Origin of the sequence: Occallatibacter gabretensis, assembly GCF_001449115.1 — a bacterium.
GTDB classification, from domain to species: Bacteria; Acidobacteriota; Terriglobia; order Terriglobales; family Acidobacteriaceae; genus Telmatobacter; species Telmatobacter gabretensis.
In genome coordinates this window covers 179998-194734 of sequence record NZ_LAIJ01000012.1, presented here as the reverse complement: position 1 = coordinate 194734, position 14737 = coordinate 179998, and the positions used below count along the sequence as shown (strand labels likewise).

Below are 14737 nucleotides of genomic sequence, written 5' to 3'. Positions count from 1 at the left end.
AGACTAGGCCTGGGCAACCTGAGCGGGGACGCCTGTGCCGGTGAGGACTTCGGCGGCGGCGGCGTAGCGGCCTTCGGGGACGGTGACTTGCACGCCCTGCACGTATGGGCGGACTGCGGCGAGCATCTCCTGCGCGATGAGGATGCCTTCTTTGCCGGCGGCTTCCGGTGTGTCGGCCTGGGCCATGCGGAGCATCATCTCTTCCGGCATGGAGACGCGGAGATCGTTCTTGAGGAACTCGGCGTTGCGGAGGCTGGTGAGCGGAAGAATGCCGGCGATGACGGGAATGCGATAGCCCTCGATGCTGGCGAGAAAATCTTCAAGCAGGCGGAGGTCGAAGACCGGCTGGGTGATGACGAACTCCGCGCCTGCTTCGACTTTGTATTTGAAGCGGCGGAGCTCGTGCTCCATGTCCGGCGCGCCGGGATGGGCGGAGACGCCGATGGCGAAGTTGGTGCTTGCACCGATAGCGTTCGATCCGACGTCGAGGCCGTGGTTGAGACGGCGGGCCATGTTGACGAGGCCGATGGAATCGACGTCGTAGACGGCGGTGGCGTCCTGATATGTGCCCTGACGCGGCGGGTCGCCGGTGAGGCAGAGGATGTTGCGCAGGCCGATGGAAGATGCGCCGAGCAGATCGGACTGAATGCGAAGGACGTTGCGGTCGCGGCAGGTGTAGTGCAGTACGGTTTCAGTGGCGGTGTGCTGCTGAATCTGGATGCAGAGGGTCTGGGCGCTGATGCGGGCTGAGGCGCTGGGCGAATCCGGCACATTGATGGCGTGAACGCCGTGGAGCGCGAGCATCCGTGCACCATCGATTTCCTTGGAGCAATCAATGCCGCGCGGCGGAACAATCTCCGCCATGTTGACGAAGGTTCCCTGTGCGAGCAGAGCGCCTATGCGGGAACGCTCGGCGAGTGGAACGGGCGGCGTTTCACGCACGATCTCTACGACTGCATCGCCGTGCGCTATCTGCTCCTGCGCGTCGAGCGCGCGGACAGCGGTACGCATAATGCGGATGTGGTGCGGAGTGGTGCCACAGCAGCCGCCTACGATTTGCGCTCCGGCAATGATGGCCTTGCGGGCGAAGCTGGCCATGTATTCCGGCGAAATGAGGTAGATGTTGCGGCCTTCAATGGCGCGCGGCATACCGGCGTTGGGCATGGCGGCAAGCGGCAGCGTTGTGGCGGCACGCATTTTTTCAATTGCGGTAAGGACGCTGGCCGGGCCGGTGGAGCAGTTGACGCCGACGGCGTCTGCGCCCCATTCGGTGAGCAATGCTGCTGCATGCGCGGCGGAGGAGCCGTCGAGGCAATTGCTCTCGTCGTCTACCGTGACCATGGCGATAACGGGAAGTCCGGGTGCGGCCTCATGGGCGGCGAGAAGCGCTTCGCGAGCCTCATTGAGGGCGGGCATGGTTTCGATGGTGAGCATGTCGACTCCGGCGGCGGCCAAAGCGCGGATCTGCTCGATAAATGCAAGACGCGCTTCATCCAGACCGGTTTTGCCGAGAGGCTCAAGACGGACGCCGAGCGGGCCGATGGTTCCTGAGACCCAGGCTGTGCCGGCCTGGCGGGCGAAGAGGCGCTCCACTGCCTGACGGGCGATGCGGACGCCGGCGGCGTTGATTTCTGCCACTTTTCCAGCGAGGCCGTACTTGCCGAGGCGGAAGCGGTTTGCGCCGAAGGTGTTGGTTTCTAGAATTTCCGCGCCTGCTTGCAGGTACTCCTCATGCACGGCCAGGATGAGGGATGGATCGGTGAGATTCAGCTCGTCGAAGCAACGGCTGATGAGCACGCCGCGGCTGTTCAGCACTGTGCCCATTGCGCCATCGGCCACTACCGGTCGGGTTCCGAAGATTTCAGCGAAGGAGGGCATGCACTTTCATGCTACCGCATGTGCTGCGGACGTGGGGGGAAGGTGGGAGAGGCAGGACCGATGGGAGTGCTTCCAACCCCGGTCCCCAAAGCGAGGGACCGGGGGAACCCGTGGTGCGGGTTGAGATCGGAGGTGGGGATCGGGGCCACCCGCCATCTTTCGATACCAAGCAAGCGGATCATTGCTTGCCGCTTACATCGACCATATTGTTCACATCAATGTTCGTAGGCTTACACTTTCCCGACGCAACAGCCTCGTCATGCGTTTTTTTCTTACGCATCGAGTCTCGATAGGCATCTTCCGTTGAGGTGAGCATTTGAACATCATCGCAAGCAGGATCTCTTGCCATTTCATTCATGAATAGATTTAGCGCGCCGGTCATGAAGCTATGGAAAAACTCCATATCCCGTTCCTGAGCTTGCTCCTGGCGTTTCTGGGCCTCCAGCACTCGATCCATGGCGGCCTTTAATTGCTGTGATTTGGTGCGCCACATTTGCGCCTTCGCCGGATCGGCGGCAACCCCGTCGCCTTTTTCGTACATCGTCGACAGTATCTGGGCGCCATAGTAGTCTCCAGAGTCTGCGCCCTTCTCAAGCCATTGGAGGGCTTCTGGATCGTTTCTGCGAACACCCAGGCCCTGATGCAGAAAATTCCCATATTCGCTCATGGACCGCGCCGAGCCCCCCACGGCCGCGGCATGATACCAACATGCCGCTGTTGTGTCGTCGGACCATTGCTGGTCGATTTGCGCTCGCTGCGTTGCCCAGGCCGGTTGGACACCGAATCGATTGCTCTCATCGCAGGGAACATCGTGTGGGTTGAGCCCGGAGGAGCGTTGAAATATCTTTCCTTCGAGCTCAAAATGATCCGGGTCGATGAGTATGAAATCCTCAGGCGGCCCCCACTGCGCTTGCGATAGCGGAGGGAGCTTACCTAAGTCGGAACCCTGATAGCGCTGAGCCTTACCGGTAAAAGTGACTGGATTGTAGTCGACACGCATGAAATACCCGAGATGTGTCGAAGGGGCGTTGATTTCGACCTTGTAAGCAACGAGATGATTGTCTGCCTGGGCGATTTGAAGGGTTGTGGCATGAAACCTTTGCTCAAAGTAAGCTTGCCAAAGACCTTTTAAGTTGAGGTAAGTGCCATTTGACGGTGATTTCCACGCGCCTGGATTGTTGACATCGTACCCGGCCTCAACCACATCCCGCTTCGCGAGCGCCCCTTCTGTATCGCCGAACTCTTCCTGGCGACTGTACCACTGATATGCCGCCTCAATATCGATGGGGCCATCAGCGCCGGTCTCATACAGGTTGCCGAGCGATCCCATAGCGGCTGAGTTGCCCTCCTCTGCAGCGGCCTCAAACAGTTTCTTGGCGGCAGGGATATTTTTTCTGATTTGAGTTCCCGCAGCATACAGGTTGGCGAGCGTCATCATTGCCAAAGGTTCACCCTGTTCAGCACCCCTGGCCATCATTCTTGCGGCCTCAGCGGGATTGGTCATCGTCTTATTGCCGACGATCATGATGGCTGCGTCGATACTTCCCTTTGCAACTGCCTTCTCGTAAAGCCTGTACGCCGCGGCATCATCTTCCTTGACGCACCACCCATTGTCATAGGCTCGGGCCAGATCGTATGTACCTGCGGGATCCCCGGAATCGTCGCCAAGATGAAACCTGCGCAAAGCTTCCGTACAATCTTTCGGCTCATGTCTGCCCGCAAAATAGTAGAAGCCCAGCCTCGATTGCGCATGAATGTTTCCGGCCCTGGCGGCTTTGTCGTAGAGAGGAAATGCGGCATCAAACGAGTGTTCAGTTGCATAAAACAGATCCGCTTGTTTGACCATGGTAGCGATGTCTTGCGCGGTAAGGGGCGACTTGTCCTGAGTGGCGAGGCCACCGGTCGGGTCCCAGGTGAGAGTGAATTTGCCATAGACCGTATTGCCGGTATGGCCATGGTAGACCAACTGTCCACCGACCACTCCGGCGTTGTCGGATGCGATTCCGCCGGTCAGGTCTACGGTGTCTCCGCTGATGTCTGTCCGATGGATCTTTACGGAAAAACGGCCGAATTCAAGAATCTTGTATGTCGAAGTTACAGTCGCGCCCGGAACATCTTCACGCACGCCGTCATAATGGTCTCCAACATGCGTCAATTGGAAGCAATACAAGGCGCAAAACCTCATGGTGTGCGGCAATTGTGGAACCGCAGGCGGCGGGAGTTTTGGCGGTGCAATCTGCTGCAAGTCGTAGTATGTGAAGGTTGGAACGCCGCCTACGGGTATTTTTATTCTAGAAGCAGATGTGATTTGAGTTGGAACGGCTGCAGCGTGTGCTGAAGATACGCTTGACGCCGGAGCGGCTTGCGGGTAGCTGGCGGGAAGACATACGAATGTCAGAAGAATGGTGAGCGTAGCATTTCGCTGAATCACTCATAACCTCACAGTAGCATTCGATTTTGAAGGGCCCGAATTCGGCGATCAGTTTAGCATCCGCTGAGATTTGCCGTCCGCTGAAATCTTGGCGACGGGTTCCGAAGATTTCAGCAAAGGAGAACGGTCATTTTCATGCTATCGCATGGACGGGCAGCTTGCTTATCCGAGCACTTTTACTGTGGTAACAGGCTAAATTTGCAGACGGAGCTTATGGTTGGTCTACCTTTCTCCAACGAGATCACCGCGCCCTGTTCGATCGCTTCACGAGGATCAGAAGGGGTGGTTTTCTTCGTCGCTGAGCTGGGAGGCTGTAGAACGTAGACTGACGTGAACTTTGAGCCGATCTGCGGCGGCATTCGGTGAGCGAAGTCCGGCAACGGTTTTCCAACCATCCGGTTTCTTATTTGGATCGGGCGGCGGAGGCGTCCACTGCGGCAGATCAAGATGAAGATAGTCTGCAAGGGACTGGGCATGGGGCTCGTAGAGCTTTCGTATTGCCGAGAGGCGGGAACGAGTGTCTGCACTGCTGCAGAGTGAAAAACCGGATTCACCCAGGAGCTGACAGAGTTCGCCAAACTCCTGGTCGCTTAACCGGGAAGCCGGGTTCTCGCGGTACTTCTGCTCCTTCGTCTCGCGGTGAAAAACGTGCCCCAGATCAACGAGCACGTGCCGGGCAACTGCGAATGTCAGCTGCGCCTGCCGAGTGCTGGGTCCCTCCACCGTGGTAATGAGCAATGAGCAGGTGTCGAGAATGGCTGTAATGGCTGAAAGCCAGCTCTGGTTGTCATGCTGAGAACGGTAATAGCAGAGGATGGGATAGGAGATATGAGTTTCAAGCATGCCAGCGGCCCAACGCTCCCACTCGCTCAACAGCGCAGATAGAGCTTCGTGGCCGCCGCTGAAGTTATGCCGTGTGAGCAACTCGCCGGCGGTTGGAGGCGAACCGGCACGTGCGTCGAGTAGAGCCACTGATATCTCGCGATTGGAAAAGGCGTTATACAGAACCGGAACGTAGCCGATCACGAGCGCCACGAACCCGAGGCCGGTTCCGGCTTCCATCACAATGAGGGAGCGAGCAATGTTGCCGTTTGGCTGGACGTCTCCAAGACCTAGCGTGAAGAGAGTTGTGCCACTGACATAAAGGCAGCTGTGCAGGAGATCCAACCAAGAGCGAGGGTGCGTAGGATCCACCAGGGACGCTTTTAGTCCCATAAAGATGAGCCCATAGGCCAGAACTATCAGCAGGGCCCAGCAGATGAAGAGGAGAAGCAGGGCGAGCGGGCCATAAATGCTGTAAAACTGTTCGCGGCTGCGTCGCGCGGGTAACCTGCCGGCAAGAAGGGTCCACGGATACCAGGTGACAAGGAAGAAGAGACGTGTAATGCGCAACCGTCCCACTGGCCGACGCGGCAGAATAATGGTCTGGAAGGCATCCAACAAGACAAAGAGGAGAAGGAAGCTGCCGGCCAATAGCGCTGTTACATGCATATAGTTCACTTTAACGGGTTGCGGCGGACTCGGCAGAACAAGGGTTATCAGTGAGGTCTGCGCCTGCAGGGTGGTCCCGGTCTTCAGAAAGCTGGTTCTGCCACTGGCTCCTTACGGCAACCTGCTCAGACGGGGACCTGGAGCACCTGTTGTGCCTGCCGGCAGGCAATTGTTGGTGGGTTGCTTTGTTATACTTCGGGAGTCAAAAGCAATATCGGAGTAGTGGCGAAACCGGGCATTTGACAGAGTTTTTACGCGGTTGCGCGGGTTGCCGGCATTCCGTCACAAGCTTATTTATCTTGCGGTTGCGTGAGGCTACCGCTTTCGGTCGAGGGAAGAATTTTGAAGAAGAGCAGTTTTTGGATTAGCGCCGCCGCGGCGCTTGGCCTGGCGGTTGCGTTGGCGGGGTGTGGGACGACCACTTATTTTGCAGGCCGTTCGCTTCCGCCCAGCGGGCTGAAGTTTCGCGTGATGGTTGCCATTCAAAATCCGTCGGCGCTGAGCCAGGGAACCCTGCAGGTTCTCGACGCCTATTACGATACACGCTTTAAACACACTGGCCAGACCGTCACATTTTCCATCTCCGGCTATTCCGGCGCGCTGCCTACCACCATCCAGAACATGCCTGAAGAACAGCTCGGCGCGGTGTATGGATACGGCGACGGCAGCTTTGTTTACATCAACTATCAGAAAGAAGCCACCAGCGGATCGCAGGCCGGGCTGCCCGCCAAGTCCGCAGGCGTGTTTGTTACGCGGAGCCAGAGTTATATCTTTGCCGCGACCGAGGCAAGCAGCCAGGCCACCGTCATTGACCGCACGGTGAGCTCTGCCGGCGCAGTGTATTCCCTGAATCTTCCCGGTGTGTATCACGTCAGCACGAATGCCGGCGGATCGTTGGCGCTGTACTTTGTGCGCAACTCTAATTACGCCTACTACCCCATTAAGCTGACCCCCTCGCAGACGCTGGCTTATTCGGGCGGGACGTCCACGTGGCCCAAGGCAGCCGTGGACTGCGAGCCGCAGAATCAGCCGGCATGGTGCCTTTACCAGGCACAGAGCCCGGATCACGTAGACGCGACCGGAACTCCTTACGGCGCTCCACTTAGTTTTGATCGCCCCGTCAAGGCATTGTTTTCGAACGACGGCAGCACGGCCTATGTGCTGAGCTGCGGACCTGAGTGCGGTGGTACCACCTCGGCTGTTTCTCTGCTGCCCACTGGCGGGTTCATCTTCCTGCCCAACCAGAGTTCCGGCCAACTGCCCACGAATACGGCCCTGCACACACTTTGCGGCTCAGGAGCTAACCTGACGGCGTGTTCGATTGCGGTGCCGGGCGGTGCAAACAACGCGCTCATCGACTCGACGACGATGTATGTCATCGGCCAGTGCCTGGCGTCGACTTCGGTCTCAAGCGGCGCGCCGGCGTGTGCGGGATCAGGCGCCTCCAGCGGACTGTTTACCGGGCAGCTTACGACTCTTAATCTTGCTCCCGGCTCTGGGGCCACGGTTGCAACTACCTCGACGGCATCGATCAGCGACGGCGCGGCAGGCGGGCCTACGCGCATGATTGAGGCGGACGAGAACACGCTCTGGATTGCGGAAACGAAGTGCACCAACGGCGCACGCTTTGCAGACGGGCTCGCCTATGGCTGCCTGACGATGTACAACGAATCGACCGGCGCGGTGACACTGTTGCCTTACCTGGGTGATGCGACGGGCATTGCCGCGGTGACCGGGCTGAACAAGGTCTACACTGCGGTTGGCGGCCAGGTACACATCTACACGACTGCTGCCGTCCCCGTGGAGCTTAACAATTTTTACGTCTCGGTGACCGGAACGGCCTACGATGTGGCGTACATGGATGGGCTGAGCGACGCGAATAATACTGTGTATTAATGCGGCTTTTAGCTGCTGGCTCTTAGCTTTTAGCTCAATGTGCGGAGACGCGCTGTAGGCTAAAGGCTAAGAGTTTTTCTTTTTGTGGAGCATGGTTGCTGTTATGAGTGGGGATTCCATCGCTGACATTCTTGCGATTGCTGCGCACCGCGATGATGTGGAGCAGACTTGCGGCGGAACGCTGTTGCGGGCCGGCTCTCGCGGGTTGCGAACGGCGATTCTGGACCTGACGCAGGGTGAGGCTGGAACACGCGGCACCGCCGAGGATCGCGCGAAGGAAGCCGGCGATGCGGCGAAGATTCTTGGGGTGAGATGGCGCGAGGCGCTGGATCTGCGGGATGGTGCGATTGCGAATACGCTCGAAAACCGGTTGAAGATTGTGCGGGTGTTGCGCGAGGTTCGGCCGCGCGTAGTAATACTTCCCTACTGGCAGGCGCGGCATCCGGATCATGCTATTGTGGCTTCGCTTGGATACGAAGCTTGTTTTCTTTCGGGGCTTGCGAAGATCGATACGGGGACTGCGCCGCATCGGCCATTCAAGATTGTTTATGCGAGTCTTTATGCGGATGTGCGGCCTAGCTTCATCGTGGACATTACGCCATTTATTGAGCAGCGACATGCGGCTCTGATGGCCTATCGGTCGCAGTATGCGAATCAGTCTGCTGGCAATGCGCTGTTTGTGCCGGAAGAGGAAATTCGCGAGCGGACTTTTGCTGAGGCTCGGCATTACGGGCTGCTGGCCGGGGTGAAGTACGGCGAGCCGTTTGTGCAGAAGGAAGTGGGACTGGTGGATGATCTTACGATATTGCCGGTGCAGTCTATCTAAAAAGCAGTGTTTAGTTTTTAGTGGTTGGTGGCTAGCTTGCTGAGGTATCCCACCCTGGTGCAAAAACCGTCTTTCGTGAGATGTCCTGAGCATCCGGTTTTGTTTTTAGCGGGTTCGCCGCGCTTCTCGCGTTAGCGAGTTAGCAAGTTGGCGGGAAGTGCCGGGTTGTAGATGATTGCCATATATTGAATAGAGTGGTAAACGCAGCGAGGCGGTCGATCCTCCCACAAGGAACCGACCGCCTCGTTTGCTTTCCGGAGGCTTACCATCGCCCGGAAAACTCTATAGCGTACGCTTGAACAACGGTGTTGCGATGAGCAGTGTGCCGAAGCCAAAGACAAAGAGATAGAGAAGATCCCACTGGATGGAAACGAATCCGCCATCCTTGAGCAGGATTGATTTCAATCCGTGCACTGCATAGGTGAATGGATCGACGACTGCGATGCACTGCAGCCACTTGGGAAATGCAGAGACTGGTGAGATTGCGCCTGAGGGGAAGAAGAGCAGCGTGTTGAGCACGCCGAACATGGCGCGTGGAACCAGCGGGTCATCGACGCGCACCATCATCAGGAACATCATTCCGTTGAAGGCGATGGATGTTCCGAGGATGAGAAGAAGCAGGTAGAGGTCCGCAAGCGGGTTGAAGATGATGCCGAGTCCCGCCATCAGCGAGCCGATGGCCGTCAGACAAATGCCGGCCAGGACTGCCTTGATGGCTCCGGCGAAGTTGAGGCCCATGACGAGTTCTAGCTTGCTGATGGGGGTTACGAGGTAGCCTTCGTGTACGCCGCGGGCCTTGTCATCGATGTACAACATGCCGCCGCCGATCATGACGGAGATGTACATGGCCAGCGTGATGGAGCCGGCTAGCAGGTACTTCATGTACTCGACGTAGGGATAGAGCTCTACGATTTGGAGCGCAACCTGCTTGACCACTCGGTCTGGAATCACGGGCTGATTCAGCGCATCGACCAGCGACTGCATCTCGCCCTCCAGGGCGCCGCTCATGACCTGGTCTGAGTTATCGACGACTAGCGCGATGCGCGGTGCATCATTTGCGTAGACGCGGCGGGAGTATTGCGGTGGAATGATGACCGCTGCGTCGACTTTGCCGGTGCGCACGTCTTCGCGGGCTGTGTATTCGTCGGTGTATGGAATGGTGGTGAAGGTGGCGATGTTGACTGCTACCGAATCGAAGGCCTCATGCACCTTGACTGCCTGCGGGCCGCGATCCTGGTCCACTACTGCGATCTTTGCGCCCTGGATGTGTCCGCCGTAGGCGTGGCCCAGGACTAAGAGCTGCACGAGAGGCAGCATCATAGACATGATCATGAGCATGGGCGAGCGGAAGAACTTGCGCATTTCGCGTTCGACGATGGCAAGGAAACGATTCATGGCTACATCTCTCCTTTCCTTGGCATGCTGAAGACATGTTTAACCTGCTCGTCGCGGAGTTGGCGGCCTGTGTAGTGAACAAAGACGTCATCGAGCGAAGTGTTCTGCACGCTGAGACTGGTGAGTTGCTCGCCCAGCCTGCTGGCCATCTCTACGAGCTGCGTTGTGGTCTGCGATCCGTTGCTGGTGAGCACGCGATAGACACCTGCGGATTGTGATTGCACGTCGGTCACGCTGGCCAGCGCGCGCAGCCGTTCCATCCATTGATCGTCTTCGCGGTTGAATCGAACTTCGACAACATCTGAGCCAGGGACGCTTTGCTTGAGCCCAACAGGCGTATCCAGAGCTACGAGAGTACCGTGGTCGACGATGGCGATACGGTCACAGAGACGGTCAGCTTCTTCCATGTAGTGCGTGGTCAGCAGCATTGTCAGGTTGCGTGTTTTCTTGAGATTATTCAGCATCTCCCACACGGCTATGCGGCTTACCGGATCGAGGCCCGTTGTGGGTTCATCGAGAAAGAAGATTTGCGGATTGTGGACGAGACCGCGAGCAATTTCAAGGCGACGGCGCATGCCTCCCGAGAGCGTCTTGGTCTGTGCGCCGCGCCATTTGGTGAGGTCCACTGCTTCAAGGACCTCAGCGATATTCTTCTCGCGAATGGCCCTGGGCACCGAGTAGAGCTTGGCGTAGATGCTCAGGTTCTCTTCCACTGTGAGATCGATGTCACTGGTGAGTGCCTGAGGAATGACACCGATCAGATTGCGCACCGCGTTGGGTTCTTTCGATACGTCGCGCCCGCCAATGAGGGCACGGCCCGCCGTAATGGGAATGAGCGTAGTCATCATGCGGATGAGCGTGCTCTTGCCTGCGCCGTTGGGTCCGAGAAGGCCGAAGATCTCGCCGTCGGCTACCTCAAAGTCGACGCCTTTGACGGCTTCGAAGTCGCCGTAGCGCTTGACGATCTTCTCGACTTTGATGGCGGCGGTCTTGATGGCCGGGGTTGCGGCTCTTGGTGTTTTGGACTGATTCTGTGCGGTGTCCATCAGTGTTTCACCAGCTTCGCTTTCGGGATGTAGACTTCCGCCTGCATGCCGGGCACGAACTTCTCGCCGTCATTGGGGATGAGAAGCTTCAGCTTCACGGTGTGAATATCGCGCTTGCGGCCGCCGTTGATGTCGCGCTGCGTGGCGAAGTCCGCTTCGGCGGATTTCACGATGACTTTGCCCTGCACTTCCGCGCCGCTGGGCAAGACTACCTTGAGCATGTCGCCGAGTTGCACGGCGTCGGCCTGCGTCTCCGGCAGAGGAGCGTATACCCAGGTCTGCGAGAGATCCATGACGGTGACGATGGGCGTACCGGCTGCGACAACTTCACCCTGCCGCGCGGCCCATGCATTCACCTTGCCTGTGACGGGCGCGAAGACCTTGGCGTAACCCAGTTCTACATCGGCCTGTTTGGCCAGGGCTTCGGCATTTGCTACCTGCGCGCGGGTGGAGGCAACGGTCTTTTGCGCGGCAGAGGCTGATATCTCATGCGCACGAGCCTGGCGCAGCGCAGCCTGTGCCGCGACCAGATTGTGTTTCGCGGCATCCACCGCTGCCTGATCCGCCTGCAAGGCAGCGACAGCTTCGTCGCTGGCCTGTTTGCTCATGATTCCCTGTTTGGCCAGCTCAACGGTGCGCGGCGTATCGGCTTGCTGCCGAAGCAGGTTTGCCTGCGCCTGATCGAGCGCGGCCTGCGCGGAGAGCACCTGCGCTGCCGAGGTGCTGGTGGCGCTGGTGACTTCGCCGAGGGTCTGGCGCTGGGTATCGACGGTTTCATTCAGCTTTTGCTGCTGGCTGGTGACGGTTGCGGCGGCGGCACTGCGCGCTGCGGCCAGATCATCGCTCTCGATGACGGCGATCAACTGCCCGGCCTGCACACTCTCACCTTCCTGCACGGTAAGGGTCTGGATGCGCCCCGGAATCTTTGCGCTGACCAGAACTTCATTGGCGTCTACCGTGCCGATCAGGTGCAGATCGCCGGAGCTGCGCGCGGTGACCAGATACCAGATGAGCGACCCCACCAGCAGCAGACCTAGAATCATAAAAACTCGATTACGTGCACTCACTCTTTCCCTCCCCTAATCTCTTTCCATCCATGGATCAAACGGCTCGGCATCGGGCATGGGTGTGTCCGCAAAGACTCGCGCAGCTGCCTCGGCGCCCTTCTGCCGGTCCCGAAAAATTGCCTGTCCCAGAAAATCGAGCAGAGACTTTCGCCGCTCGGCCAGCGCATCGCGCGTCAGCATGTCTTTGCCCCCGACGAGCTTCCACATGGGCGCGCTGAGAAAGTAGAAGACATTGGCTCCAAGGCCGGCGAAGAGAATCTGCATCCAGTCGGCTTCGATCAGTTCGCCGCCTTGAATGCCTTCACGCGCCATGGACTCATACATGATGAGCATGGGCTCGAAGGCTTTCTTCGCGATGATCGGCAGTATGCCCTGATCGCCTTTGCGGATGCGCATCATCTCCTGCTGCATGAGGCTCTGAAACTCGGGCTGCGACCAGATGCGGTCAAAGTGATTCAGCGCCATGCGCAACATGCGCTCGCCGGGGGTGGCCTGGCGGGTGAATACGGCTAGCGTGGTGTCGCGCATGCGGGCTGCGATGGCTTCCACTGCCGCGAGATACATCTGGTCTTTGCCGGCGAAATAGTAGTAAAGCAATGCTTTGTTTACACCGGCGGCTTCTGCGATTCGCTCCGTGCGCGCGCCGGCAAGACCGTGTGCGGCAAATTCGCGGACTGCGGCGTCGAGAATACGGGTTCGCGTTTCAGCGGAGCGGTCAGAGGGCGCGTTATTGGGTTCAGGTGTCATTTTTTTAACTAACCGGTTAGTTTTACTAACTGGTTAGTAAGTTAACCCAGAACGGAATCGAGCGCAAGTGAGTTTTTGGAATTTTCTGTGGAATTTTTATCTTATTGATAAGGAATTGGTTACGAGAGTTAATCAGGCGAAAACGCTGATCGTATGCTGTTCTCCGGGTTCTTCCGGATCGTCCGTGCGAACAGATGGGGCTGCCTGGAGGGCTTCCAAGACGGGGTGATACTGCTGGTTCGGCTGGTCATTTTCGTCTTCGCTGCCGCCGGGGGTGTAAGTGGCGTCATCCTGCTCGGGGTGGTCTTGATTTTGCTGGCGGCGGAAGTCGATGGCCCGGGTGGTGGGAACGTCGGGCGGTGCGGCAGATGGCGCGGATACGCGGATCGGGATCAGGTTCGGGATGGGAGCAATTTCCATGGCTCCTCCTTTACTGGTTCAAATATCGCACTGCTTCAAATATCGACATCAGCGGAGGGGGCTTTAATCCTTTTTCTGCAATTTTGATGTGTTTTGCGACATGCATAGCTGCCAGAAGTGGAAAAGTGGGGAGAAATATCTATTCCGGGCGGGTGCGAGACTTGGCCTGCCGTGCGAGAATGGCCAGCTCGCGGAGGACCTGCTTGAGCGGGCGGGCCGGGGTTCCCCAGAGGACTGTGCCGGGCTTTAGGCCGTCATTCGTGACGGTTTTGCCGCTGAGGACACCGGCCTGGCCTCCAATAATGACGCCGGGGCCGACGTGGGCGTGATCGCCGATGCCGACCTGGCCGGCGATGATTGCGCCTTTGCCGACGGAGCTGGAACCGGAGATGCCGGTGAGCGCGGCGATGACGACGTCTTCGCCGATGTCGCAGTTGTGGCCGATGTGGACGAGGTTGTCGATCTTTGTGCCGCGGCGGATGCGGGTTTCGGCAAGTGCGCCGCGGTCGATGGTGGTGTTTGCGCCGATCTCGACGTCGTCTTCGAGGACGAGCGTGCCCTGCTGCGGGAATTGCGTGTAGGAGCCGGTTGCGGAGTCGCGGACGTAGCCGAAGCCGTCTGCGCCGAGGACTGCGCCGGCGTGGATGACGACGCGGTTGCCGAGTGTTGTGCCGGGATAAAGAACTACGCGCGGGTAAATGTGGCAGGCATCGCCGATGTGGACGTCTGCGCCGATTACGGCTCCGGCTTCAATGAGGACGTTGCGTCCGAGTTGCGCGGAGGGATCGACGACTGCGGATGGATGGATGCTGGTTGGGGCTGGAGCGGGCTTGAGCAGCTTTGCGGCGCGGGCGAACCACAGGCGGGGATTTGGGGATTCGATGATTCCCTTCTCGAAGGGATTGGAGATTGGTGTGTTGGGGCGGAGGACGACTGCGGCAGCGTTGCCGGTGAGGGCTTCTGCTGCGCTGTCTGCGTCCTCGGCGAAGACAAGATCGGTGGGACCGGCCTGTGGCGCGGAGTTGACGCCTTCGATGTGCGCGTCCGCATTGCCCTGTGTGAGCGAGCCGCCGAGTTCTTCGATTAGTTGGCCGAGTGTCATTGCGCTTCAGTCTATATTGCTTTCAGAAGGACACTATCGAAAGGTCCGGAATCAGCTGAAAATGGCGCATATTCTCGGTGGCAACTTTATATCCGAGCTCAAGCGCTGTGACACCAATCAGCAAATCTGAAAATGGGATACGAATGCCTCTTGCGGTGCGATCTCCATCCATCAGGCCGGCACGCAAGGCGATCTCTGCCGCGACCGGCTGTACGGGCAAAGCCAAGCTCAACTCATTTAGAAACTGGCGCCTAATAGTTGCTCTTTCGGGCGAGTTGGAGCGGGCAATCCCGTGAGCCAGTTCTGCGATGGTGATCACGGAAATTGCAAGCTGTTCCCCTGCCGCGAGCCGCGCCAGTTCCGCAAGAGCTTGATACGCATTCATGCCCTTTCGTTCTGCAGGGATAAGAATGCTGGAGTCGAGGACGAGCCCCACTG

12 protein-coding genes are annotated in these 14737 nt (G+C 58.4%); 2 read left to right on the top strand and 10 right to left on the bottom strand.

Annotation, left to right across the window (positions count from 1 at the left end; translation table 11 throughout):
* Positions 1–3: 3 nt before the first annotated feature.
* The 3 genes from VO84_RS19960 to VO84_RS19950 all read right to left on the bottom strand — a co-directional run bounded on the left by VO84_RS19960 (position 4) and on the right by VO84_RS19950 (position 5800).
* Positions 4–1878 carry a bifunctional homocysteine S-methyltransferase/methylenetetrahydrofolate reductase gene (locus VO84_RS19960; protein WP_058189545.1) on the bottom strand — a complete coding sequence of 625 codons (1875 nt, stop codon included), beginning with the start codon at positions 1876–1878 and terminating at the stop codon, positions 4–6.
* A 178-nt stretch (positions 1879–2056) separates the two neighbouring features.
* Positions 2057–4123, bottom strand: a complete 2067-nt coding sequence (locus VO84_RS19955; protein ID WP_157440024.1) for an SEL1-like repeat protein — start codon at positions 4121–4123, stop codon at positions 2057–2059.
* Between the two features lie 459 nt (positions 4124–4582).
* Entirely contained in the window at positions 4583–5800 is a 1218-nt protein-coding gene (locus VO84_RS19950) for a potassium channel family protein (protein WP_058189543.1), read from the bottom strand.
* Between the two features lie 342 nt (positions 5801–6142).
* On the opposite strand from VO84_RS19950, the gene VO84_RS19945 reads away from it, so the two are divergent.
* Together VO84_RS19945 and bshB1 are read left to right on the top strand one after the other, a co-directional pair.
* On the top strand, positions 6143–7696 hold the full coding sequence (locus VO84_RS19945) for a hypothetical protein (RefSeq protein ID WP_058189542.1): 1554 nt from the start codon (positions 6143–6145) through the stop codon (positions 7694–7696).
* A gap of 103 nt (positions 7697–7799) precedes the next feature.
* Positions 7800–8522 (top strand): bacillithiol biosynthesis deacetylase BshB1, encoded by a 723-nt coding sequence (gene bshB1, locus VO84_RS19940; protein WP_231738106.1) that lies wholly within the window; start codon positions 7800–7802, stop codon positions 8520–8522.
* Between the two features lie 282 nt (positions 8523–8804).
* On the opposite strand, the gene VO84_RS19935 is transcribed toward bshB1, so the two are convergent.
* From VO84_RS19935 to VO84_RS19905, 7 genes are all read right to left on the bottom strand, one after another.
* Positions 8805–9917, bottom strand: a complete 1113-nt coding sequence (locus VO84_RS19935) for an ABC transporter permease (RefSeq protein WP_058189541.1) — start codon at positions 9915–9917, stop codon at positions 8805–8807.
* Positions 9918–9919: 2 nt separating this feature from the next.
* Entirely contained in the window at positions 9920–10963 is a 1044-nt protein-coding gene (locus VO84_RS19930; protein ID WP_058189540.1) for an ATP-binding cassette domain-containing protein, read from the bottom strand.
* Positions 10963–12030 carry an HlyD family secretion protein gene (locus tag VO84_RS19925; RefSeq protein WP_157440023.1) on the bottom strand — a complete coding sequence of 356 codons (1068 nt, stop codon included), beginning with the start codon at positions 12028–12030 and terminating at the stop codon, positions 10963–10965. Before VO84_RS19925 ends, VO84_RS19930 begins: the two co-directional genes overlap by 1 nt.
* Before the next feature lie 12 nt (positions 12031–12042).
* Positions 12043–12777 (bottom strand): TetR/AcrR family transcriptional regulator, encoded by a 735-nt coding sequence (locus VO84_RS19920; RefSeq protein WP_058189538.1) that lies wholly within the window; start codon positions 12775–12777, stop codon positions 12043–12045.
* A 132-nt stretch (positions 12778–12909) separates the two neighbouring features.
* Positions 12910–13197 carry a hypothetical protein gene (locus VO84_RS19915; RefSeq protein ID WP_058189537.1) on the bottom strand — a complete coding sequence of 96 codons (288 nt, stop codon included), beginning with the start codon at positions 13195–13197 and terminating at the stop codon, positions 12910–12912.
* A gap of 139 nt (positions 13198–13336) precedes the next feature.
* Positions 13337–14299 carry a UDP-3-O-(3-hydroxymyristoyl)glucosamine N-acyltransferase gene (lpxD, locus tag VO84_RS19910; RefSeq protein ID WP_058189536.1) on the bottom strand — a complete coding sequence of 321 codons (963 nt, stop codon included), beginning with the start codon at positions 14297–14299 and terminating at the stop codon, positions 13337–13339.
* Between the two features lie 22 nt (positions 14300–14321).
* Entirely contained in the window at positions 14322–14735 is a 414-nt protein-coding gene (locus VO84_RS19905) for a PIN domain-containing protein (protein WP_058189535.1), read from the bottom strand.
* Positions 14736–14737: the final 2 nt, after the last annotated feature.

Bases quoted from the DNA above. Each gene is read 5' to 3' on its own strand.
- VO84_RS19930 (WP_058189540.1), bottom strand. From the start codon at position 10,963: ATGGACACCGCACAGAATCAGTCCAAAACACCAAGAGCCGCAACCCCG.
- bshB1 (WP_231738106.1), top strand. From the start codon at position 7,800: ATGAGTGGGGATTCCATCGCTGACATTCTTGCGATTGCTGCGCACCGC.
- VO84_RS19960 (WP_058189545.1), bottom strand. From the start codon at position 1,878: ATGCCCTCCTTCGCTGAAATCTTCGGAACCCGACCGGTAGTGGCCGAT.
- VO84_RS19935 (WP_058189541.1), bottom strand. From the start codon at position 9,917: ATGAATCGTTTCCTTGCCATCGTCGAACGCGAAATGCGCAAGTTCTTC.
- VO84_RS19950 (WP_058189543.1), bottom strand. From the start codon at position 5,800: ATGCATGTAACAGCGCTATTGGCCGGCAGCTTCCTTCTCCTCTTTGTC.
- lpxD (WP_058189536.1), bottom strand. From the start codon at position 14,299: ATGACACTCGGCCAACTAATCGAAGAACTCGGCGGCTCGCTCACACAG.
- VO84_RS19915 (WP_058189537.1), bottom strand. From the start codon at position 13,197: ATGGAAATTGCTCCCATCCCGAACCTGATCCCGATCCGCGTATCCGCG.
- VO84_RS19920 (WP_058189538.1), bottom strand. From the start codon at position 12,777: ATGACACCTGAACCCAATAACGCGCCCTCTGACCGCTCCGCTGAAACG.